This window comes from uncultured Streptomyces sp., from assembly GCF_947488945.1.
Lineage (GTDB): Bacteria > Actinomycetota > Actinomycetes > Streptomycetales > Streptomycetaceae > Streptomyces.
The window spans coordinates 25865-46715 of sequence record NZ_CANLBS010000031.1; the positions used below are offsets into that span (position 1 = coordinate 25865).

Below are 20851 nucleotides of genomic sequence, written 5' to 3' on the forward strand. Positions count from 1 at the left end.
CCGCACGGGCGAACCCACGGGCCGGCCGGCCCCGGGTGTTCCCGGGGCGGTCGGGGTGCGAGGCCCCACCAGGAACCCGGCGGCCCCCGTGCGAGCCGTCGGCAGTGGCGTGTCCGCGTCCCCCGCACCCCGTCGGCAACCCGCCGCGAAACCGGCTTTTTACACGATCACAACGCCCCCGGCTGCCCCATTTTGACAAGTTCGCTCGCATTGATGAACACAGCTGGCCCACAACCGGTGAAACAACCGTCTTTTCGGGCTCCCCAACCGGCACATCGTGGGCTTAACTTAGGTGCCATGACCTCCCCCCGCTCCAGCTACGGCAGCGGCTACTACGCCGCCACGTCGTTCCCCGACACTCCGATCTACGACTCCCTGGTCGCGGAGCGGGGCACGCCTCAGATCGCGCCGATCCGAGTGCCTGCCGCCTACGAGTCCGGCAACAGCTACCTGCCGGCGCTCCCGTCGGCACTGCCGGCTCTGCCCGCGGCCCCTTCCCAGCCGACCGGTTCCTACGGCTACCAGCAGCCCATGGCTCAGCCGTACCAGCCGCAAGCCCCCCTGCAGCCCGCGCCGATGCAGCCGGCACATCTGCAGCACGCCCCTGCGCCGTACATACCCCAGCAGCCGCAGGGCCGCGGGTACCAGCAGCAGCCGGCCCGCGGGTACCCGCAGCAGCAGACGCCGCCCCGCGGGTTCCCGCAGCAGCCGCAGCCCGCCCGCGGCTACCCGCAGCCCCAGCCGGCCCGGCCCGCGCCGGCCACCGGCTACGAGGCGATGCGTCCGGCGTCACCGCGCCCGGCGCCCGCCCCGTCCCCGTACGAGGACCCGTACGACAGCCCCTACCAGGGGCGCGGCTACTGAACCCTCGCGCACGCGCCGCGCGGGGGTCCGGCCGGGAGGACCGGGGCACCCGCGCGGAAGGCCGTGGGACGGGCTGACAAAATGGACACATGTCTGCACTCCGGTCCGTTCACGTCCATCCCGTCAAGTCACTGGCCGCGCGATCCGTGCGTGAGGCCGCCGTCGAGCCATGGGGACTCGCCGGCGACCGCCGCTGGATGCTGGTCGACGCGGCGGACCGTGCGGTGACGCAGCGTCAGCAGCCGCGCCTGGCGCTGCTGTCGGCGCGAGCGCTGCCGGACGGAGGGGTCGTGGTCACGGCGCCGGGTCACGAGCCGCTGACGGTCCCGGTGCCCGATCCGGTCGCCGCGCTCCCCGTGGAGCTGCACGGGAAGAAGTTCGACGTCGTGGAGGCGGGTCCGGCCGCCCACGCGTGGCTCGGCGCGTTCCTCGGGACGGAGGTCCGGCTCGTCCACCAGGACGCGCCGTCGTACCGGAGACCCGTCGACCCCGCGTACGGACGCCCCGGCGAGACGGTCAGCCTCGCCGACGGCTTCCCGCTGCTGCTCACCGCGGTCGCCTCGCTCGACGCGCTGAACACCCTGATCGCCGACGGGGACCACCCGGACGAGGGCCCGCTGCCGATGGACCGGTTCCGGCCGAACCTCGTGGTGGAGGGCACCGAGCCGTGGGAGGAGGACGGCTGGCGGCGGATCACCGTCGGCGACGTGCCGTTCCGGGTGGTGAAGCCGTGCGGCCGGTGTGTCGTCACCACCACCGACCAGCGCACGGCCGCGCGCGGCAAGGAGCCGCTGCGCACGCTCGCCCGGCACCGCAGGCGGGGAGCGCAGTTGGTCTTCGGGCAGAACCTGATCCCGGACGGCACCGGGACGGTCCGGGCCGGCGACCCGGTACGGGTCCTGGACTGAGGTCCCGCCCCCGGGCAGGACCGGCACACCGCGCAACGCGCCTCTTTGCGGGGGCCGTTGCCCACTCCGCCGCTCGCTGCGGCCACCGCGCGGCGCCCACCGGGCCCCGCGCGGAGTGAGGTTGCTCTCTCTTCGCCGGTCCGGCAGCCGAAAGCGGCCGGGTCGGGTTATCACGGACGGAGAAGGGGGTGCGTTCCCATGCGGACCGTTCTCGGAGTCTGGCGCTGGCGGCACAACCCCCTGCGCCGTGCCACCGACCGTCACGAGGCGTGGCTGGCGCTCGTGGCGCTGCTGCTGATGGTGTGCGTCGCCCCGGTGGCCGCCTGGCGCGCCGGGGCCGCGACGGACGCGGTGCTGCTCGACGCCGTCCGCGCCCAGCGCCTGCACCGCCACCTGGTCCCCGGCGTCGTCGTGTCCCGGGCCCGCCCGGCCGGCTTCGCGGGTGATCCCGAGGCGGGCGCGACGGCTGTCACCAGCACGGTGGTCGCCCGCTGGAAGACCCCGGACGGATCGACGCGCACCGGCACGGTGCCCACCGGGTCCGCCCCCCGGACGCCGGGTTCGCGCATCGCGGTCTGGACCGACGACCGGGGCGCCCCGGCGGTGCGCCCGATGGACGCGCCCACGGCGCACACCCACGCGGTGCTGGCCGGTCTCGGTGCGCTGCTGCTGACGGCGGGCGGCGTGGAGGCGGGGCGCAGACTGCTTCTGCGGGGCATGGTCCGCCGCAGGCACGAACGGCTGGACCGGGCCTGGGCGTCCGTCGGACCCGACTGGGGCAGAGCCGGAACCGGCTGCTGACAAAAGGGAATCGCCCTCCCGTACCGCGCACCCCATCAGGGGGTTCGTGGAGGGACCAGTCAACTGCGGGTCCCCGCGCGCGCTACGGTGGAGCGGACCGCCCGTCTCCCTCGGCCGGCGGGCCCGCGAACGTCGCCGCCCCCGGGGCTACGACGGCTCGGGCGTGCGCGCGCGGCGGGCACGGACACGAGGGGTCGCACACAGCACGAGGTGGGGGCAGAGCAGCGCCATGGCACAGGGCACGGTCCAGGTGACGCACACCGGCACATCGCGATGGCGGCGCCGCACCGGCGAGTACGCCTCGCTCTCCGCGGCCCTGGAGGCCGCGGCCGAGGGGGACGTCCTGACCGTCGCCCCCGGCACCTACCGGGAGAATCTCGTCGTCCGGCGGACGGTGACGCTGCGCGGACCGGAGGGCTCCGTCGGGTCCGTCCGGATCGCTCCGGTGGACGGCGTGCCGCTGACCGTCCGGGCCTCCGCCACCATCCACGACCTGCACATCGAGGGGCAGGACTCGGCGGCCCCCGCGGTCCTGATCGAAGACGGCACGCCGGAACTGACGGATCTGCGGATCGTGACGCGGTCGGCTGCGGGCATCGAGGTGCGGGGCGCGGGCAGGCCCTCGGTGCGCCGGTGCACGGTCGACAACCCGGCGGGCGTCGGCATCGCCGTGCTGGACGGCGGCGGCGGGGTGTTCGAGGAGTGCGAGGTCGTGTCGGCCGGGCAGTCCGGCGTCTCGGTGCGGGACGGGGCGCGCCCCCGGCTGGAGCGGTGCCGCGTGCACCACGCGTCGGGGGCGGGGCTGAGCGTCACCGGCGAGGGCAGCGGCCTGGAGGCCGTGGGCTGCGAGATCTACGAGGTCAAGGGCAGCGGGGTGCAGGTCACGGCCCGTTCGTCGGCCCATCTCACCGAGTGCAACGTGCACCGCACCTCCGGGGACGGGGTCACCCTGGACACCGACGCGGTGCTGACGCTGGCGGACTGCGACATCCACGACATCCCGGAGAACGCGATCGACCTGCGGTCGCGGTCGGTGCTGACGCTGACCCGTTCGACGGTCCGGCGGTTCGGCCGCAACGGTCTGTCGGTGTGGGACCCGGGGACGCGGGTGGACGCCAACCAGTGCGAGATCCACGACAGCACGGGCGACTATCCGGCGGTGTGGGTGAGCGACGGGGCGACGGTGATACTGGACGCCTGCCGGGTGCACGACGTCCCCGACGCCCTGTTCGTGCTGGACCGGGGCTCCCGGGCGGACGTCGTGGACAGCGACCTCTCGCAGATCCGCAACACCGCGGTGTCGGTGAGCGACGGCGCCACCGCGCAGTTGGACGACTGCCGCATCCGGGAGGCGTCGACGGGCGCCTGGTTCCGGGACCACGGCAGCGGCGGAACCCTGAACAACTGCACGATCGACAGCGCGCAGACCGGGGTCATCGTCACCAAGGGCGCCGACCCGACGATCGAGCGCTGCACGGTGACCGGCCCGGCCGAAGCCGGGTTCTACGTCTCCGCGGAGGGCCGCGGCACCTTCCACGACTGCCGGGTCACCGGCAGCGAGGGATACGGCTTCCACGTGATGGACGGCTGCCGCACCACGCTGACCCGGTGCCGTACCGAGCGCTGCGCGCGGGGCGGTTACGAGTTCCCCGAGGGGGCGTCCGGCGACGGCGGCGCGGGCGGCAACGGCCCGGTCGCGGAGGACTGCACCAGCGACGAGAGCGCGCTGCGCGGGTCTCCCGTCGCTCCGCCGGTGCTGACGGCCACCCAGACGGCCGGGGGCGGGCTGCTCGGCGCGTTGCCGGCGCCGCGCGGCGCGGACCCCGCGCCGCCGTCCGCCGCTCCGCCGGCACCGGCGGCACCGGCCCGGGACTCCGCGGACGTGCTCGGCGAACTCGACGCCCTGGTCGGGCTGGAGAGCGTCAAGCGCGAGGTGCGGGCGCTCACCGACATGATCGAGATCGGCCGGCGCCGCAAGGAGGCCGGGCTCAAGGCCGCGTCGGTCCGCCGCCACCTGGTCTTCACCGGCTCCCCCGGCACCGGCAAGACGACGGTGGCCCGGCTGTACGGCGAGATCCTGCACTCCCTCGGGGTGCTGGAGCACGGGCATCTGGTGGAGGTGTCCCGCGTCGATCTGGTGGGTGAGCACATCGGTTCGACCGCCATCCGGACGCAGGAGGCGTTCGACCGGGCACGCGGCGGGGTGCTCTTCGTCGACGAGGCGTACGCGCTGTCGCCGGAGGACTCCGGGCGGGACTTCGGCCGGGAGGCCATCGACACGCTGGTGAAGCTGATGGAGGACCACCGCGACGCGGTCGTGGTGATCGTCGCGGGCTACACCGCCGAGATGGAGCGGTTCCTCACCGTCAACCCCGGTGTGGCGTCGCGCTTCTCCCGCACCATCACCTTCAGCGACTACGTGCCCGACGAGCTGCTGCGGATCATCGGGCAGCAGGCGGAGGAGCACGAGTACACCCTCGCCGAGGGGACGGCCGACGCGCTGCTGAAGTACTTCACGGAACTGCCCAAGGGCCCCGCGTTCGGCAACGGCCGCACTGCCCGTCAGACGTTCGAGTCGATGGTGGAGCGGCACGCCGGCCGGGTCGCCCAGCTGCCCGCCACCAGCACCGACGATCTGACGATGCTCTACCCGGAGGACCTCCCGGAGCTGCCCTGAGCACCGGTGTCCGGCCGCCCGGCCCGCTCGTCGGCACCGGGCCCGTTCCCGGCGCCCTGGCGGGGCACGGCGGGGCCGAGCCGGCCGAGGAGGGCGGCACGCTCCTCGGCGAACGCCGGGTCGGCCCGATAGTCGGAGTGGCCCAGAATCGGTGCGGGCAGCGGGTGTTGCGGGGTGCGGCCGTGGGTGAGCGGGTCCTTGAGCGGGCCGCGGTCGATCCCGGGGCCGTCGCCCCCGTCGATCCTGACGGGACCGCCGATGGGGTCGGTGGCCCGCCAGAGGTTGCGCCAGCAGTGCACCGAGGCGTGCAGTCCGCGCAGGGCGGCGGGGCCGAAGTAAGCCGGGAACCAGCGTCCGTAGAGGCGTTCCACGGGTGAACCGTAGGTGAGCAGGGCGACGCGGCGGCGGGTGGCGGCGGGCAGTTGCCAGACGGCAGCCGCGGCCAGCACGCTGCCCTGCGAGTGGCCGGAGATGACGAGCCGTCCGCCGGTCGCGCCGGTCCAGGACGCCATCCGGGAGGCGAGGTCGGGGACGGCCCGCTCGGCGTAGCAGGGCGGGGCGAAGGGGTGGGCGGCCCGCGGCCAGAAGGTGCCGACGTCCCAGAGGATGCCGATGGTGCGGCGGGCGGCGGGGTCGCGGTAGGCGCGGCGCCCGGAGGCGACGAAGAGGACGAAGCCGAAGCCCACCATCCAGGAGCCGGTGGACTGGGCGGCCTCGGCGGCCGATTCGAGGAACGGGCCGCTGCCGTCCATCGCCAGTCCGGGCACCTGCCCGGTGGCCCAGGAACCCGCCACGGCCGCCGCGCCGAGCAGCAGGGTGGCGGCGGAGATCAGGCCGACGACGACGGGCGCGGAGTCGGTGAGCGCGGCGGCGGCCCGGGTGGTGGCGATCCGCCGGGTGCGGTCGGCGTCGGGCCGGCCGCCGCGCGACTCGTCGGCGTACTCGGCCTCCACGGCCGGTTCCGACCGGCGGGCGGCCCCGAGGGTGCGCAGGGCGAGGACGAGCACGGGGACGAGCAGGACCAGCAGCAGCACGGGCAGGACGGACGCCTGCCAGCTCAGCAGCACCGGTGGTCCGCCTATGGCCGAGCCGTGGCCCATGCCGGGGGTGCCGGGTCCGTCGAGCCAGTCGCCGACGCGCTGGGCGACGCCGCCGGTCATCACCCCGGCCAGGGCGCAGGCGAGCATCGCGACGGCGGGGCCGCCCAGCCCGCGCAGCGCGGTGCGGGGGCCGGCGGCCCGCCGGTGGAGGTGGTGGGCGACGGCCGCGAGGGCGACCACGAGGGCGCCCTGCGCCAGGGTGAGGGCCCGGAAGGAGGTCTCGCCGGGCAGCGTGCCGGACGAGGCCCAGCCGGGCCGCGACCACGCCGCGTGCACGGCCACCGCCAGCAGCAGGAGGGCCGCGCCGGCGGGCAGCGCGGTGACCGCGGTCCGGTCCAGACGGTCGTCGAGGCGGCGTTCGCTGCGGCCCCTGCGGCAGACCAGGATGACGACCGCCAGGGCGCAGACCGCCAGCGCCGCTTGGAGCGCGGTGCCCGGCGCGGTGGACAGCGGGCCGCCCTCGGCGCGGTCGTGTTCCACGACGGCCCGGTGGAGCGCCGCGGCGACGGTGAGCAGCCCGGCGGCGGTGTGGGCGGCCCGCAGCCGGGCGACGATGCGGCGGCCGTACCAGAAGCCGGGCCGGGCGAGCGCGGAGCGGACCGCGCGGGGAGAGCCGGCGGCGGCGTCCGGGCCGGCGGGCGCGTGTGCGTCGGCGGGCGCGGCTTCCGGGTCCGCGCCGGTGAGCGGGCGCTGGGTCTCGTACGCGCTCCAGGTGCGGCGGGAGAGGATCCAGAGCAGGCCGACGAGGGCGGCCGGGACCACCGAGGCGAGCGCGAGGCGACGGCCCGGCTGCGACCACCAGCCGCCCTGCGCCGAGGAGAGGAAGCCGAGCCAGGACCGCCGGTCCGAGCAGGCGGGGGTGCCGGCGCACTGCCAGGCCACCAGGTCCAGCGCCACCTCGCAGGCGGCGGCCGTCAGCAGCACGGTGAGGCTCAGCGCCACCAGTCGCACCAGCACCCCGTACACGCGCACCGCACGGGCCCGTCCGCGCGCCGGCGGGCGCATCCAGTGCGCGAGGTTGACGACCATGAACGGCAGGAGCAGCAGCCACAGGGCACGGGAGCCGTTGCCGGAGGTGAGATTGGACCAGCAGTAGGCCTCCGCGATCGGCCGGTCGCCGGGCCGGTCCGCGCGGTGTTCGGCCTCGACGTCCTCGGCGCACCGGTATATCGCCGCCGTGTTGTCGCCGGTGACCCGGACCGTGCGGGGGTCGTTCAGCATCTCCTGCGGGGTGGTGCCCCCGACGCCGTGGACGAGCAGTTCCAGCGCGGCCCCGGTGGCGCGTGGGGCCTGGGTGGCAGGGGGCAAGGGCGTGACTCGCTCTCTGGACGGCCCGGCTCCGCGGCGGCCGCGGCGGGGGCGAACGTGACCGCGCCGGTCCGGCGGACGGGGTGCGGGCCTCCAGAATCGCGGATCCGGCCCGTTCGCGGCGAGGTCTCACCGAATCTCCCCAGTGGCACCGCGGACCGGGGCGCGTGGCAGGATGAAAGGGCTTCGCGCGCCGGTGCGGGGCCCCACCGCCAGAGGGAAGGACCGGGCACCGCGTTGAGCGAGAATCAGAACCTGCTCGCGGAGCAGCGGCGTGCCTTGATCCTCGACGAGGTACGCAGGCGGGGCGGAGCCCGGGTCAACGAGCTGACCCGGCGGCTGAACGTCTCCGACATGACCGTGCGACGGGATCTGGACGCGCTGGCGCGTCAGGGCGTCCTGGAGAAGGTGCACGGCGGTGCGGTCCCGGTGGCCGAGGCCAGCACCCACGAGCCGGGCTTCGAGGCGAAGTCGGCGCTGGAGCAGGGCGCCAAGGAGCAGATCGCGCGGGCCGCCGCGTCGATGGTGGCGCCGGGCGGGGCGGTGGCGCTGTCGGGCGGCACGACGACGTACGCCCTGGCCCGGCATCTGCTGGACGTCCCCGGCCTCACGGTGGTGACCAACTCGGTGCCGGTGGCGGACGTCTTCCACGAGGCCCGGTCCGGCGGCGAGCTGCCCCCGGGCGCCGCCACCGTGGTGCTGACCGGCGGGGTGCGGACGCCGTCCGACTCGCTGGTGGGGCCGGTGGCGGACCGGGCCATCTCCTCGCTCCACTTCGACGTCCTGTTCCTCGGGGTGCACGGCATCTCCGCGGAGGCCGGGCTCTCCACCCCGAACCTCGCCGAGGCGGAGACCAACCGGCGGCTGGTGCGGGCCGCCCGCCGGGTGGTGGTGGTCGCCGACCACACCAAGTGGGGGACGGTGGGACTGAGTTCGTTCGCCTCGCTCGACGAGGTGGACACCTTCGTCACGGACGCGGGGCTCTCCGACGAGGCACGGGCGGAGATCGAGGAGCGGCTGCCGGGCCTGCTGGTCGTCGGCGACGACACCGGCCCGGGTCCGGCACGGGGCTGACGCGGTACGAGGCTGACGCGGTACGAGGCTGACGCGGTACGAGGCTGACGCGGTACGAGGCTGACGGGCGGCGGGCGCAGGCGAACGCGGGCCCGGGGTGCGGTGGCGGGCCGCGCGATGCGGGACGAGGGTTCCGACGCCAAAGGGGGCGCACGCTCCGCTTGGCGCACTCCGGCCCGTCGTTCGCACAGGTTTCGCAACGGTGGCCGGTGCGCGGCAGGTCCTAGGATCATGGTGTGGCCGTCTTCCGCATCGAGCGTTTCACTCCCCTCCCCCCGGCCGAGGCCTGGCGGCGGGTGACCGACTGGGAGCGCCACGGCGCGTTCGTCCCGCTCACCTCCGTCACGGTGTCCCCCGGCCCGCCGGTCGGCCCCGGGAGCATCGTCGTGGCCCGGACGGGCATGGGCCCCCTCGGATTCGACGACCCGATGGAGGTGGTGCGCTGGACGCCGCCGGAGGCGGGGCGGGCCGGCCTCTGCCTGCTGGAAAAGCGCGGCGGCACGGTCCTCGGCCGGGCCTCCATCGACGTGGTGCCGACCGGGTCCGGCTCCCATGTGGTCTGGGTGGAGGAGCTCGGGGTCCGCAGACTCCGCCGACTGGCCCGCTGGACCGACCCGCTGATCGCGGCGTCCGGCCGCCGGGTGTTCGGCCGGGTCCTCGACGGGCTGCTGGGGGACCGCCGGGGGTGACCCGCGAGAAGGACCGGCGGGCGTGACCGGGCAGGGGGGCGGGACCGGCGGGCGTGACGGGCCAGGGGAAGCGGAGCGGGACCGACGAGTGACGTCGGGCCGCGCCCGTCCACCCGACGAACCGTCACTCCGGTGTCGCCGGAACCATCGGCCCCTCCCCCGCCCGAACCGCCCGGCCCCGCCCCGCCCGCTGCGCCCCGTAGCTTTCGGCCTCCTACGCCTGCCCTTCCCGCCGTCCCCCGCGCACCGAGCCAGCGTGCACACGGCGCACGCGCCGCGCGCGGGGGCAGGTGCGCGCCGGGGCGCACGCCCGGTGCCCGAGGCATCCCGGTGGCGGCGGCGCTTGCTCGGGCCCCGGAACGTGCTCCGCGCACGCCGGGCGTACGTCACGCGACCCGTGCGCCCGCTCCGACCGCCACGGGTGATGTGACCGTCACACCATTGACTCGTTTGCCGGAGTGACGGTTACCGCCCCACGGCTCAGGAAGGCTCCCTCCCATGCCGCTCTCCCCCGCCCGCTCCTCCGGTACCGGCGGACGCCTCGGCGTGCAGGAGGCCGAGGCAGCGCTCGTCGAGCACTACCCGCGCCTCGTCCGCCTGGCCCACCTCGTGCTGCCGCCGTCCCTCGGACGGCACCGCAGGGTGCTGGCCGCCCATGCGGCGGTGCAGCGCGCCCTGCCGGGGCCGCGCGCCGCCCCGAGGCCGCCTGCGGCCGTGCCCGCCCAGCGGTCCGGCGTCCCGTCGGACGCGTCCGGGCAGACCGGCGGCCCCGCCTCCGCGTACGCCTGGATGCGTCTGCGGGTGCTCCGTGCCGCGTTGGCGTACGAGCGCCGGCCGGGCTGGTGGCCGGAGCGGCTGCCGGCGCCGGCCGCCCTGCGGCCCGCCGTCCCCGTCGTCCGGGGCCTGCGGCTGTTCCCCCGGGCCGGCGGGGCCGACGAACTCGCGCTGGACCGCGCCCTGTCGGAAGTGCCCGCCGCGGTGCGGGCGGCGCTGGCGCTGCGGCTGCTGGAGAGCCTGGACGACGACGGGGCGCGGGCCCTGCTCGGCGAGGCGGGGGCCCGCGACCCGGCGGGAGCGGTGCGGGCGGCGGCGTCCGTCGGCGGTGCGGACCACGCGGCGGTCGCGGCGATGCTCCGCTCCCCCGAGTTCGACCCGTGTACGGTCCAGACGCGCCCGAGCGACCTGCTGCGGCGCCGGCACCGGATGCGGGCGGCCGCCGCTGCCGTGGCCCTGTGCGCGGTGGCCGGCGTCCTCGCGGTGTCGGCCGGGCGCGGCGAGGGGCCGTCGCCGTCCGGTACGGGCGTCGGCGCGTACACCCCGCTCGCGGGCGTACCCGCCGAGGTGGCGGCGGCGCTGGACCCCGGGCGGCTGCTGCGGGCGCCCGCCGGACAGTGGGCGGACACCTCGCGCGTCGACTTCACCGCCTGGGCGCCGCGCGGCGACCGTGCCGACGACCGGGAACTACTGGGCCGGGCGCTGCGGACGTGGGCGCGCAGGCCCGCCGGCGCAGCGGTGACCACCACTCCGGGCGCGTCGACGGCCCCGCCGGTCCAGCCGCCGAGGCTGCTGTACGCGGGCGAGGTGGACGGGGCCGCGGTGGTGCTCTTCCACGACGGCGGGGTGCGGGTGGTGCGCTACGCCGAGCCGGCCGGGCGGCGCTCGGGCGCGGACTCCGCGGCGCTGGACTTCGCGCGGGTGGACGACGCCGACGTGACGACGGCGGCGGCGCTGGTCGTCAGCCGCACCGGTGCGGCCGGGCGGTTCCTGCTGGCCCCGTGGATCGCGGAGTCGTCGACCCGCGACCTGCTGGCCCCGGACACGCCCGCGCGGCCGCTCGGGGTGGGGCCGGACGGGGTGACCGCGGCAGTGGGCAGGCCGGGTGCGGACGGCGGCTGCGACGCGTGGCCCGCGGTGCAGTTGCGCTCGTCCGGGGAGATCGTGGAGAAGCACGCGTTCCTCGTCACGGACCTCGGTGACCTGACGCCGGTGCACCTCACCCACACCCCGGCGCCCGGCGCCGGGCAGCCCGCCCGTCAGCCGCGCGAGGCGACCGGGACCGAGGCGCTGGCCGGCTGGTCCCGCACCGCCTGTTCGCTGCGGGCGCTGAGCGGTTCGGGGGTGCGGGCGGTCAACAACTGGGAGTTCGCCCGTCAGCGGCTGCCCGGCACCCCGGAGCCCGCCGCGTGGGTGTGCACCCGGGCGGACACCTGGCGGGGGCCGGGGCGGGTGCTGGTGCAGTTCGTCCGGCCCGGGGCCTCCGCGAAGTCCCCGGCGGCGGTGGTGGCGGACCGTCAGGACACCGCGCTGTGCAGCCGGTTCGGCCAGCACGTGCTGGCCGGGACGCACTGGCGGTCGCCGGCGGGCGACTGGTACGTGCTGGCGGCCGGCAGCCGTGCGGTGCGCCGGATCGACGCGTCCGGGGCGGTGACCGCGAGGGCGGAGGGGACGACGCTCGCCGTGCGGGCGCCGCAGGACGCGCGGGTGCGGCTGACGTCGCTGCTGCCCGACGGCTCCACGCTGCCCGCGGTGGAGTGAGCCCGGCCGGGGCGCGGCGGGCCGCGCCCCGGTGGGTCAGCGCGGCCAGCCGCCCGTCTCCAGGAACGTCCCGATCGTCGCGGTGTGGGGTGCGATGTCGAGCCCTTGGCGGGCCAGCCAGTCGTCGGAGTAGTACTTGTCGAGGTAGCGGTCGCCCGGGTCGCAGAGGAGGCTGACGACGCTGCCGGTGGTGCCGGTCGCCAGCATCTCGGCGACCAGGGTGAACGCGCTCCACAGCCCGGTGCCGGTGGAGCCGCCCGCCTTGCGTCCGATGGCGCGGTCCAGGGCGCGTACGGCCGCGACGGACGCGGCGTCGGGCACCTTCATCATCCGGTCGATGGCCCCCGGCACGAAGCTCGGCTCCATCCGGGGGCGGCCGATGCCCTCGATGCGCGAGCCCCGGTCGCTGGTGGCCAGCGGGTCGTGCCGGGTCCAGCCGTCGAAGAAGCAGGAGTTCTCCGGGTCGGGTACGCAGATCCGGGTGTCGTACTGCATGTAGTGGACGTAGCGGGCGATGGTCGCCGACGTCCCGCCGGTACCGGCCGTCGCGACGATCCAGGCGGGCTCCGGGTAACGCTCCAGACGCAGTTGCTGGTAGATCGACTCGGCGATGTTGTTGTTGCCGCGCCAGTCCGTGGCCCGCTCGGCGTAGGTGAACTGGTCCATGAAGTGGCCGCCGGTCTCGGCGGCGAGCTCGGCTGACCGCTGGTACATGGTGCGCGGGTCGTCCACGAAGTGGCACGTGCCGCCGTGGAATTCGATCAGACGGCACTTCTCCGGGCTGGTGGTGCGCGGCATCACGGCGATGAACGGGACGCCGATGAGCTTGGCGAAGTACGCCTCCGAGACCGCGGTCGAACCGCTGGACGCCTCGATGACCGGCTTGTCCCGGTGGATCCAGCCGTTGCAGAGCCCGTAGAGGAACAGCGAGCGGGCCAGGCGGTGCTTGAGACTGCCCGTGGGATGGGTGGACTCGTCCTTGAGGTACAGGTCGATGCCCCATGCCTCCGGCAGCGGGAAGCGCAGCAGGTGCGTGTCGGCGGACCGGTTGGCGTCCGCCTGGACCTTGCGGACCGCCTCCTTGAGCCAGGCCCGGTGCCCGGGATCGCTGCGGTCGACGTCGACCGTCACCGCGGTCCCGCCGTCGCCTCCGTGCCCACTGGTGTCCATCAGCCCGGCTCCTGTTCGTGCGCCCCATGGTTCCCGCCCAAGGTAGCCCCCCTACCTGGGCAAACGATGACTTGGACGATCTATGGGCCGGCCTTGGACACCGGAACGGGCGCGGCCGGGACGGTCCCGAGGGGATCGGCGCCGGGACGCGTTGTTGAAGCGGGGCGCGGATGGGCATGCTGCCGGGGGCAGCATTCGGTACGAAGGGGGCGGGGCCGCCATGTCGGACGTCGGGTTCAGCGCGCGCGAGGCGGAGTACGAAGGGGTCGGCGGAGTGGCGCCGGGGGTCGAGTTCAGCGCACGCGGGGTGCGGATCGAGCGGTGGGCCCGCTCGCTCACCCGCGCCGGCCAAGTGGTCGTGAAGGACGGCCGGCTGGCGCTCCTGACGAGCAACGGCCGGGAGATCGACAGCGCGCCCGTGCACACGGTGAGCACCGGCAGACGGTGGTTCTTCTCCACCGCCGACTCGATCGTGGCGCGCGTCAACGGGGTGCGGTACCGGCTGACCATGGGGCAGCGCGGACGCCGGCGCGACGGCGTCGCTCCGCTGCGCCACTTCCTGGAGGTGCTGCGCAGCGCCCGCGGGCTGCCGGAGCGGTCCGCCGCGGGCCCGGAGACCGCCCGGTGAGGGAACGGACCACCGGGCCGCGCCCTCCCCCCGGTGCCCGCCGTCCGTGCACCGGGCGCCGCGCGCACACCGCGAGTTGCGGAGCGGTACCCCCTGAGTGACGCTGGACACACGTCACCCGAGGTTCACCGGCGGTCACTCAGCGATCATGACCGGTGCGCTCGGGGCGACGGACCAAGAGCAGACCCAGAACAGCAGCCAGCCACATGCTGGATCCGTTCCTCCGTCTTCTTCCGGACCTATTTCGGGGAGTCGCAGCCGTGATCAGCGAGCCAAGCAGGCACTGCGCGGTGGAGCTCCAGGCCCTGCCGTCGCGGATCGGTCAGGTCCGCAGAATCCTCTCCGCCCAACTCCGCTACTGGCATCTCGACGCACTGATCGACCATGCCGCCCTGGGCGTCACCGAGCTTCTGACCAATGTCCACCGGCACGCGGAGCCGGACAAGTCCTGCACCGTCGAGATCGAGCTGCTGCTCGACCGGCTGACGGTGTCCGTCCACGACCACGACCCGCGCCTGCCCACGGTCAACGAGGCGGAGTCGTTCGCCACCTCGGGCCGGGGCCTGGCGCTGATCGCGGCCGTCAGCGAGAGCTGGGGCGCCAGACCGATCAGCGACGCGGGCAAGGTCGTCTGGTTCACCCTGCCCGCCGCGTGCGGGACCTCGACGCTGCCACCGCTCGCGGTGTACGGGTCGATGACCGACGGGCCGTTCGGCGACCGGCACACCGGGGCGGCGATCGGCGCGGACTTCCCGTCGGGCAAGGCCGTCGTCGGCTGACGCGGTCCGCGGGCCGGACGCCGCCTTCAGGGTCGGCGTCCGGCCCGCGGCGCTGTGCGCCGGCGTCAGGCGAGGGCGGCCAGCGGATCGTCGAGCACCGGCTGCCAGGCCAGTTCCGCCGCGCCCACCAGGCTGTTGTGGTCCAGGGTGCAGGGCAGGATCGGCACGCTGCCGCTGCGTCCCCAGAGGCTGCGGTCGGCGACCACGGCGCGCAGCCGCTCCGGATCGGCGTCGAGCAGGTCCCGGTGGAGTCCGCCGAGGATGATCCGGTCCGGGTTGAGGATGTTGACCAGGCCGGCGAGCCCCAGCCCCAGCCGGTCGATGAGGGTCTCGGAGGCCCGGCGCACGCCCGCGTCCTCGTACTCGTTGCGCAGCAGCGCGCCCGCCTGCTTCAGCAGGGACTCCTCGGGGCCGGGTCGCCGCCCGGCGGTCACCAGGAAGGCCAGCGGGTCGGTCTCGACGTCGAGGCAGCCGCGTCCGCCGCAGTGGCAGGGGCGGCCCTCGGCGTTCACCGTCAGATGGCCGACTTCCAGCGCCAGGCCCGAACTCCCGCTGTGCAGACGGCCGTCGAGGACGAGTGCGCCGCCGACGCCCCGGTGTCCGGTGGCCACGCAGAGCAGGTGCTGGGCGCCCCGGCCCGCCCCGTGGCGGTGCTCGGCGAGCGCGGTGAGGTTGACGTCGTTGCCGGTGAACGCCGGTCCTTCGATGCCCGCGTCGCGGACGCAGGCGGCGAAGATGTCCCGGACGGGGGCGCCGGGCGGCCAGGCGATGTGCAGGGGGTTGAGCGCGGTGCCGTCCGGTTCGGCGACCGCCGACGGCACCGCGAGGCCGGCGCCGACGCACCGCAGGCCGGTCTCCCGGAGCAGGCGCGCACCCGCTTCGACGACTTCGCCGAGCACCTGCGCCGGGTCGGCCATCACCGTGACGCAGCTGGGAGCGGTGGCGACGATCCGGCCGCCCAGTCCGACCAGCGCCGCACGGTACCCGTCACCGTGGACCTGGGCGGCGAGGGCGACCGGGCCGCGCTCCTGCACGGAGAGGCGGTGCGAGGGGCGGCCTTGCGAACCGGCCGCGGAGCCGGGGCTGGAGTCGACCCGGATGAGGCCGAGCGCCTCCAGTTCGGCGGCGACGGCGCCCGCGGTCGCCCTCGTGACGCCGAGTTCGGACGTCAGCACGGCACGCGTGGGCGCGCGTCCCGTGTGCACCAGTTCGAGGGCGGGGCCCAGCGCGCTGCGCCCTCTCTCCAGTTTCGTCCGGGCGGTGGTGACCTTGCCGTTCATGGGGGCGAGTCTCCCATGATCCGGACGGCCCCAGCGCGGTCCGGTGCGCGGCGGGCACGTGCCGCGGGTCACGTGGGTGGGCGTCTTGCGCCTGCCGCGGTGGGGCCCCTATCCTCACTTTGTGCCGCAACTAAACAAATTGCGGACGGTTTCATCGGGGGGATCCGGCGCAGACACCGCATCGGCCTCCGCGATACGCCTCCGCGCCGCGCTGACCGCCTTCTTCGCTCTCGACGGTTTCCTCTTCGCCGGCTGGGTGGTGCGCATCCCGGCCATCAAGCACCAGACCGGAGCCTCGGCCTCCACCCTCGGCCTGGCCCTGCTCGGCGTCTCCGCCGGTGCGGTGATCACGATGGTGTTGACCGGACGGCTCTGCCGGCGCTACGGCAGCCACGCGGTCGTCGTGGTCTGCGGCGTCCTGCTGCCGTTGACCATCGCCCTTCCCGCGCAGACCCGTTCGGCGCTCTCGCTGGGGCTGGTGCTGCTGCTCTTCGGCGCCGCGTACGGCGGGATGAACGTCGCCGCCAACAGCGCCGCGGTCGAACTCGTCACCACGCTCCGGCGCCCGGTGATGCCCAGCTTCCACGCCGCGTTCAGCCTCGGCGGCATGGCGGGCGCCGGGCTCGGCGGGCTCGTCGCCTCCCGGCTCTCCCCCGGCACCCACCTGTTCGCCCTGGCGGCCGTCGGCCTCGCGGTGACCGCCGCCGTGGGCCCCCTGCTGCTCCGCCACGCGGCGGCCGCGATCGGGCCCGCCGCCCCGGAGCCCTCCGGCACCGCCCCGCAGCCGCGCCGTATCCCGCCGCACGTCCGGCGGATCGTGGTCCTCTTCGGCGTGATCGCGCTCTGCACGGCGTACGGCGAGGGGGCGCTGGCCGAGTGGGGTGCGCTGCACCTCTCGCAGGACCTGCACGCGGGCGCCGGCGTCGCGGCGGCCGGATACTCCGTCTTCGCCCTGGCCATGGCGATCGGCCGGCTCAGCGGCACCGCCCTGCTGGAACGGCTCGGCCAGACCCGCACCCTGGTGGCGGGCGGAGCGATCGCCTCGGCCGGGATGCTGCTCGGCGCCCTCGCGCCGACCGTCCCCCTGGCGCTGGCCGGGTTCGCCGTCACCGGCCTCGGCCTCGCCAACATCTTCCCGGTGGCCGTCGGTCGCGCGGGCGAGCTGGCCGGACCGGGCGGCGTCGCCGCCGCGTCGACGCTCGGCTACGGCGGGATGCTGCTGGGCCCGCCCGTCATCGGCTTCCTGGCCGACGGACTCACCCTGCCCCTCGCCCTGACCACCGTCACGTTGCTCGCGGCGGTCTCCGCCGTACTGGGCTGGGGCGCCCGGAACGCGGCGCACGGCTGATCGCCTCCGGCGGGACCGGCCGGCGGGACGGGGTGAGCCGGCCGCGGCGGGACGGGTAGAGTTCCGCGACGGTGAGGACCGGCCCGCCCGGGACCGACGACGCCCCCGGCCGGACGGCGGTCGCCGCACGGCGACGTCAACCGGCGGCCCGCCGGGCCCGTACGGTGCGCCGGCGCGGAGCCCGTATCCGTACGCCGCCTCCTCCCACCGACCCCACGGCCCGCCGCGCGCGGGCTCCCCGGACGGCCGCCGGCCGTCCCGCGCCCTTCCGCACGCCCTGGCGACGACAGGACGTGCCCGAGCACGACAGGTGCCGCTCTTGTCCTCGCCCTCGTCCGCCCCGGCCCCGGCCGCCCGGCTGCGCGCCCTGCGCCCCGACTGGCTGTCCGACCCGAAGGTCTGGCGCACCGAGATCCTGGCCGGCCTCGTCGTCGGTCTGGCCCTGATCCCCGAGGCGATCTCGTTCTCGATCATCGCCGGGGTGGACCCCGCGATCGGCCTGTTCGCCTCGTTCACCATGGCCGTCACCATCTCGGTCGTGGGCGGGCGCCGGGCGATGATCTCCGCGGCGACCGGCGCGGTGGCGCTGGTGATCGCCCCCCTCAACCGGGAACACGGCTTCGGCTACCTGGTCTCGGCGGTGATCCTGGCCGGTGTCTTCCAGATCGTGCTGGGCGCGCTCGGCGTCGCCAAGCTGATGCGGTTCGTGCCGCGCAGCGTGATGGTGGGCTTCGTCAACTCGCTCGCCATCCTGATCTTCCTGGCACAGGTCCCGCAGATGCACGACGTGCCGTGGGCCGTGTACCCGCTGCTGGCCGGCGGCCTGGCCCTGCTGGTGCTGTTCCCGAAGGTCACCACGGTGGTACCGGCCCCGCTGGTCTCCATCGCGGTGCTGACCGCGATCACGGTGGCCGCCGGCATCGCGGTGCCGACCGTCGGCGACGAGGGCGAACTGCCGTCCTCGCTCCCCGTGCCGGGCCTGCCCGACGTGCCGTTCACGCTGGACACGCTGACCACCGTCGCCCCGTACGCGCTCGCGATGGCGCTAGTGGGCCTCATGGAGTCGCTGATGACGGCCAAGCTGGTGGACGAGATCACCGACACCCACTCCTCGAAGACCCGCGAGTCCGTCGGCCAGGGCATCGCCAACATCGTCACCGGGTTCTTCGGCGGCATGGGCGGCTGCGCCATGATCGGCCAGACGATGATCAACGTGAAGGTCTCAGGCGCGCGCACCCGGCTCTCCACCTTCCTCGCGGGGGTCTTCCTGCTGGTGCTCTGCGTCGTCTTCGGCCCCCTCGTCTCCGACATTCCGATGGCCGCGCTGGTCGCGGTGATGGTGATGGTGTGCTTCGCCACCTTCGACTGGCACTCGATCGCGCCGAAGACCCTCAAGCGGATGCCGGCCGGCGAGATCGCCGTCATGGTGGTCACCGTCGCCTGCGTGGTGGCCACCGAGAACCTGGCGATCGGCGTGGTGGTCGGCTCCGTGACCGCCATGGTCATCTTCGCCCGGCGCGTCGCACACCTCGCCCTGGTCACCCCGGTCGCCGCCCCGGACGGGCGGAGCGTGGTCTACCGCGTCACCGGCGCCCTCTTCTTCGCCTCCACCAACGACCTCGTGGGGCAGTTCGACTACGCCGCCGACCCGGACCGGGTGGTCATCGACCTGTCCGCCGCCCACATCTGGGACGCCTCCTCGGTGGCCGCGCTGGACGCGGTCGAGGAGAAGTACCGGCAGCGCGGCAAGAAAGTGGAGATCACCGGCCTGAACGACTCCAGCGCCGACCTCCACACCCGGCTCACCGGCGAGCTCACCGGCCACTGAGGCGAGGCCGCCCGGCGGTACGGGGAAGCCGGCCGCCGCGCTCGCCCGGCGGGGCCGTGACCGGTGTGGTGTCCGGCGGGGCCGCGTCCGGCTACCGGGCAGCGGGTGGCACCTGATCCTGGCGGTGTACGCCTCGGCCCGGTCGCCGGGGCCGGTCCGTACGTCCGGTGCGCCCGCACGGCCGCCGAGGGCACGTTCCGGCCGGCGGAACCGGCCGTCCCCGGCCGCCGGCCCCGCGGGGACCTGCATCGATATGGTCAAGACGGGCGTCGGCACCACCGTCCGTGGGCAGAATCGGCGCCATGCTGATCACGGAGCGCATCGACAGACTCCAGTACGAAGGGCGGCTGCTCGGCGCCGCCGCGGCACGGGCCGGAACCGCGGCGCCCGTGCCGACCTGCCCCGGCTGGACCGTACGCGACCTCGTCCGGCACACCACGACGGTGCACCGCTGGGCCACCGCCTTCGTCGTCGAGGGCCACCGGACGTTCGTGCCGGCCGCCGCGGAACCCGATCTGGACGGCGAGGAGTTGCTCGCCCACTTCCACGAGGGGCACACGGCGCTGGTGGCGGCCCTGCGGGACGCGCCGGACGGCCTGGAGTGCTGGACGTTCATGCCCGCACCGTCGCCGCGGGACTTCTGGGCCCGCCGCCAGCTCCACGAGACCATGGTGCACCGGGTGGACGCGGAGAGCGCCTGCGACGGCCCGGTGTCCCCGGTGGAGGCTGCGCACGCGGTCGACGGGATCGACGAACTGCTGCGGGCCTTCCACGCGCGGGAGAAGAGCCGGGTGCGCACCCCGTCCCGGCGGGTGCTGCGGGTCCGGGCCACCGACACCGACGCCGCCTGGACCGTGCGGCTGTCGCCTGCCGCACCCGTGGCGTCGCGGGACGACGGCTACGAGCAGCCGTCACCGGCGGACTGCGAGCTGACCGGGACGGCCGCGGCTCTCTGCCTGACCCTGTGGAACCGGCTTCCGCTCACGGCCGTGCGGGTCACCGGCGATCCCGCGCTGGCCCGGCTCTGGCGGGAGAACTCCGCGGTCACCTGGTGACCGGTGGCCCGCGCTCACCTCAGCCGTTCACCGCCCGTCCTCCCCCGTCGTCAGCCCCACGGTGCGGGCCAGCTCCCCGGTGGCCCGCGCGAAGAACGCGTCCCGATCCTCGACGACCCGGTGGAACTGCCCGAAGAGCTCGAACGACAGCAGGCCGAAGAGCTGCGCCCAGGCGGCGACCAGCGCCGCCACCGTCGCGGGCGGGAGGTCGGGCGCCAGGTCGCCGGCCATCCGGGCGGCCTCCGCGGCCGCCGTCGCGCCGAGCGGCGGCACCTCGGCCCGGCCCGCGGCGTGGGCCTCCCGGACGAGGCCGATGAGCGTCAGCCCGACCCGGGAGGCCGGGCCGACGGTGTCCTGCGGTGCGCTGTAGCCGGGCACCGGAGACCCGTAGAGCAGGGCGTACTCGTGCGGGTGGGCCAGTGCCCAGGCGCGCACGGCGCAGGTCACCGCCGTCCAGCGGGCGGGGTACGGCCCGGACGAACCGGCCGCCGAGGCGCGGGCCGTCTCAGCGGCCTCGCCCAAAGCGTCGTAGGCGTCCACGATCAGCGCCGTGAGCAACTCGTCACGGCTGGGGAAATACCGGTACAGCGCGGACGAGACCATGCCCAGTTCGCGGGCGACCGCCCGGAGGGAGAGCGTGGAGGCCCCCTCGGCCGCCAGCTGCCGCCTGGCCTCGTCCTTGATGGCGAGCGTGATCTCGGTGCGGGCGCGCTCCCGCGCGCCTCGGACGGTACTCATGGGGCCAGTCTGCCATGCACGGAGAGCGCCGACCACGAACGAGAGCACTGCTCTTTACAGGACGCCCCA

Annotated in this window: 16 protein-coding genes; 12 read left to right on the plus strand and 4 right to left on the minus strand. The window is 75.2% G+C overall.

The annotated features are described in order from the left end of the window. Positions 1-297: 297 nt before the first annotated feature. The 4 genes from Q0994_RS31285 (at position 298) to Q0994_RS31300 (ending at position 5250) form a co-directional block, all read left to right on the plus strand. The gene (locus Q0994_RS31285) at positions 298-864 is read left to right on the plus strand and encodes a DUF6643 family protein (RefSeq protein ID WP_299541553.1); all 567 of its coding nucleotides are present in this window, start codon (positions 298-300) and stop codon (positions 862-864) included. 89 nt (positions 865-953) lie between these two features. After that, entirely contained in the window at positions 954-1772 is an 819-nt protein-coding gene (locus tag Q0994_RS31290) for an MOSC domain-containing protein (protein WP_299541555.1), read from the plus strand. A gap of 198 nt (positions 1773-1970) precedes the next feature. After that, positions 1971-2573: a hypothetical protein gene (locus tag Q0994_RS31295; protein ID WP_299541557.1), complete on the plus strand. Its 603-nt coding sequence runs from the start codon at positions 1971-1973 to the stop codon at positions 2571-2573. 229 nt (positions 2574-2802) lie between these two features. Continuing rightward, complete coding sequence (locus Q0994_RS31300; protein WP_299541559.1) at positions 2803-5250, plus strand: right-handed parallel beta-helix repeat-containing protein; 2448 nt, start codon at positions 2803-2805, stop codon at positions 5248-5250. Here Q0994_RS31300 and Q0994_RS31305 read toward each other — a convergent pair. Beyond that, positions 5220-7658, minus strand: coding sequence for a hypothetical protein (locus tag Q0994_RS31305; RefSeq protein ID WP_299541562.1), 2439 nt, complete (start codon positions 7656-7658; stop codon positions 5220-5222). The two genes, Q0994_RS31300 and Q0994_RS31305, sit on opposite strands and share 31 nt — an antisense overlap. A 237-nt stretch (positions 7659-7895) precedes the next feature. Between Q0994_RS31305 and Q0994_RS31310 the strand changes: the two genes are divergently transcribed. The 3 genes from Q0994_RS31310 to Q0994_RS31320 all read left to right on the plus strand — a co-directional run bounded on the left by Q0994_RS31310 (position 7896) and on the right by Q0994_RS31320 (position 11956). After that, positions 7896-8732, plus strand: coding sequence for a DeoR/GlpR family DNA-binding transcription regulator (locus Q0994_RS31310; RefSeq protein WP_299541564.1), 837 nt, complete (start codon positions 7896-7898; stop codon positions 8730-8732). Positions 8733-8968: 236 nt separating this feature from the next. Further along, positions 8969-9421 carry an SRPBCC family protein gene (locus Q0994_RS31315; RefSeq protein WP_299541566.1) on the plus strand — a complete coding sequence of 151 codons (453 nt, stop codon included), beginning with the start codon at positions 8969-8971 and terminating at the stop codon, positions 9419-9421. A 498-nt stretch (positions 9422-9919) separates the two neighbouring features. After that, a complete protein-coding gene (locus Q0994_RS31320) occupies positions 9920-11956 on the plus strand; it encodes a hypothetical protein (RefSeq protein WP_299541568.1) in 2037 nt (678 codons plus the stop codon). Positions 11957-11992: 36 nt separating this feature from the next. Here the strand turns inward: Q0994_RS31320 and Q0994_RS31325 are convergent, their stop codons facing one another. Then, positions 11993-13126, minus strand: a complete 1134-nt coding sequence (locus tag Q0994_RS31325) for a PLP-dependent cysteine synthase family protein (protein ID WP_299541570.1) — start codon at positions 13124-13126, stop codon at positions 11993-11995. 220 nt (positions 13127-13346) lie between these two features. Here Q0994_RS31325 and Q0994_RS31330 point away from each other — a divergent pair, with 220 nt between their 5' ends. Beyond that, complete coding sequence (locus Q0994_RS31330; RefSeq protein WP_299541573.1) at positions 13347-13754, plus strand: hypothetical protein; 408 nt, start codon at positions 13347-13349, stop codon at positions 13752-13754. Positions 13755-14014: 260 nt separating this feature from the next. Next, positions 14015-14533, plus strand: coding sequence for an ATP-binding protein (locus tag Q0994_RS31335; RefSeq protein ID WP_299541575.1), 519 nt, complete (start codon positions 14015-14017; stop codon positions 14531-14533). A 65-nt stretch (positions 14534-14598) separates the two neighbouring features. On the opposite strand, the gene Q0994_RS31340 is transcribed toward Q0994_RS31335, so the two are convergent. Beyond that, positions 14599-15813 (minus strand): ROK family protein, encoded by a 1215-nt coding sequence (locus Q0994_RS31340; RefSeq protein WP_299541577.1) that lies wholly within the window; start codon positions 15811-15813, stop codon positions 14599-14601. A gap of 121 nt (positions 15814-15934) precedes the next feature. Here Q0994_RS31340 and Q0994_RS31345 point away from each other — a divergent pair, with 121 nt between their 5' ends. The 3 genes from Q0994_RS31345 to Q0994_RS31355 all read left to right on the plus strand — a co-directional run bounded on the left by Q0994_RS31345 (position 15935) and on the right by Q0994_RS31355 (position 20044). Further along, the gene (locus Q0994_RS31345; protein WP_299541579.1) at positions 15935-17161 is read left to right on the plus strand and encodes an MFS transporter; all 1227 of its coding nucleotides are present in this window, start codon (positions 15935-15937) and stop codon (positions 17159-17161) included. A gap of 319 nt (positions 17162-17480) precedes the next feature. After that, positions 17481-18989: a SulP family inorganic anion transporter gene (locus Q0994_RS31350; protein WP_299541581.1), complete on the plus strand. Its 1509-nt coding sequence runs from the start codon at positions 17481-17483 to the stop codon at positions 18987-18989. A gap of 302 nt (positions 18990-19291) precedes the next feature. Continuing rightward, complete coding sequence (locus Q0994_RS31355; RefSeq protein WP_299541583.1) at positions 19292-20044, plus strand: maleylpyruvate isomerase family mycothiol-dependent enzyme; 753 nt, start codon at positions 19292-19294, stop codon at positions 20042-20044. A 27-nt stretch (positions 20045-20071) separates the two neighbouring features. On the opposite strand, the gene Q0994_RS31360 is transcribed toward Q0994_RS31355, so the two are convergent. Further along, positions 20072-20782 carry a TetR/AcrR family transcriptional regulator gene (locus Q0994_RS31360; protein ID WP_299541585.1) on the minus strand — a complete coding sequence of 237 codons (711 nt, stop codon included), beginning with the start codon at positions 20780-20782 and terminating at the stop codon, positions 20072-20074. Positions 20783-20851: the final 69 nt, after the last annotated feature.

What these genes read in the sequence shown, in the direction of transcription:
- Q0994_RS31320 (WP_299541568.1), top strand. Translation starts at nt 9,920, where the DNA reads ATGCCGCTCTCCCCCGCCCGCTCCTCCGGTACCGGCGGACGCCTCGGC.
- Q0994_RS31300 (WP_299541559.1), top strand. Translation starts at nt 2,803, where the DNA reads ATGGCACAGGGCACGGTCCAGGTGACGCACACCGGCACATCGCGATGG.
- Q0994_RS31360 (WP_299541585.1), bottom strand. Translation starts at nt 20,782, where the DNA reads ATGAGTACCGTCCGAGGCGCGCGGGAGCGCGCCCGCACCGAGATCACG.
- Q0994_RS31355 (WP_299541583.1), top strand. Translation starts at nt 19,292, where the DNA reads ATGCTGATCACGGAGCGCATCGACAGACTCCAGTACGAAGGGCGGCTG.
- Q0994_RS31330 (WP_299541573.1), top strand. Translation starts at nt 13,347, where the DNA reads ATGTCGGACGTCGGGTTCAGCGCGCGCGAGGCGGAGTACGAAGGGGTC.
- Q0994_RS31290 (WP_299541555.1), top strand. Translation starts at nt 954, where the DNA reads ATGTCTGCACTCCGGTCCGTTCACGTCCATCCCGTCAAGTCACTGGCC.
- Q0994_RS31340 (WP_299541577.1), bottom strand. Translation starts at nt 15,813, where the DNA reads ATGAACGGCAAGGTCACCACCGCCCGGACGAAACTGGAGAGAGGGCGC.
- Q0994_RS31325 (WP_299541570.1), bottom strand. Translation starts at nt 13,126, where the DNA reads ATGGACACCAGTGGGCACGGAGGCGACGGCGGGACCGCGGTGACGGTC.
- Q0994_RS31285 (WP_299541553.1), top strand. Translation starts at nt 298, where the DNA reads ATGACCTCCCCCCGCTCCAGCTACGGCAGCGGCTACTACGCCGCCACG.
- Q0994_RS31295 (WP_299541557.1), top strand. Translation starts at nt 1,971, where the DNA reads ATGCGGACCGTTCTCGGAGTCTGGCGCTGGCGGCACAACCCCCTGCGC.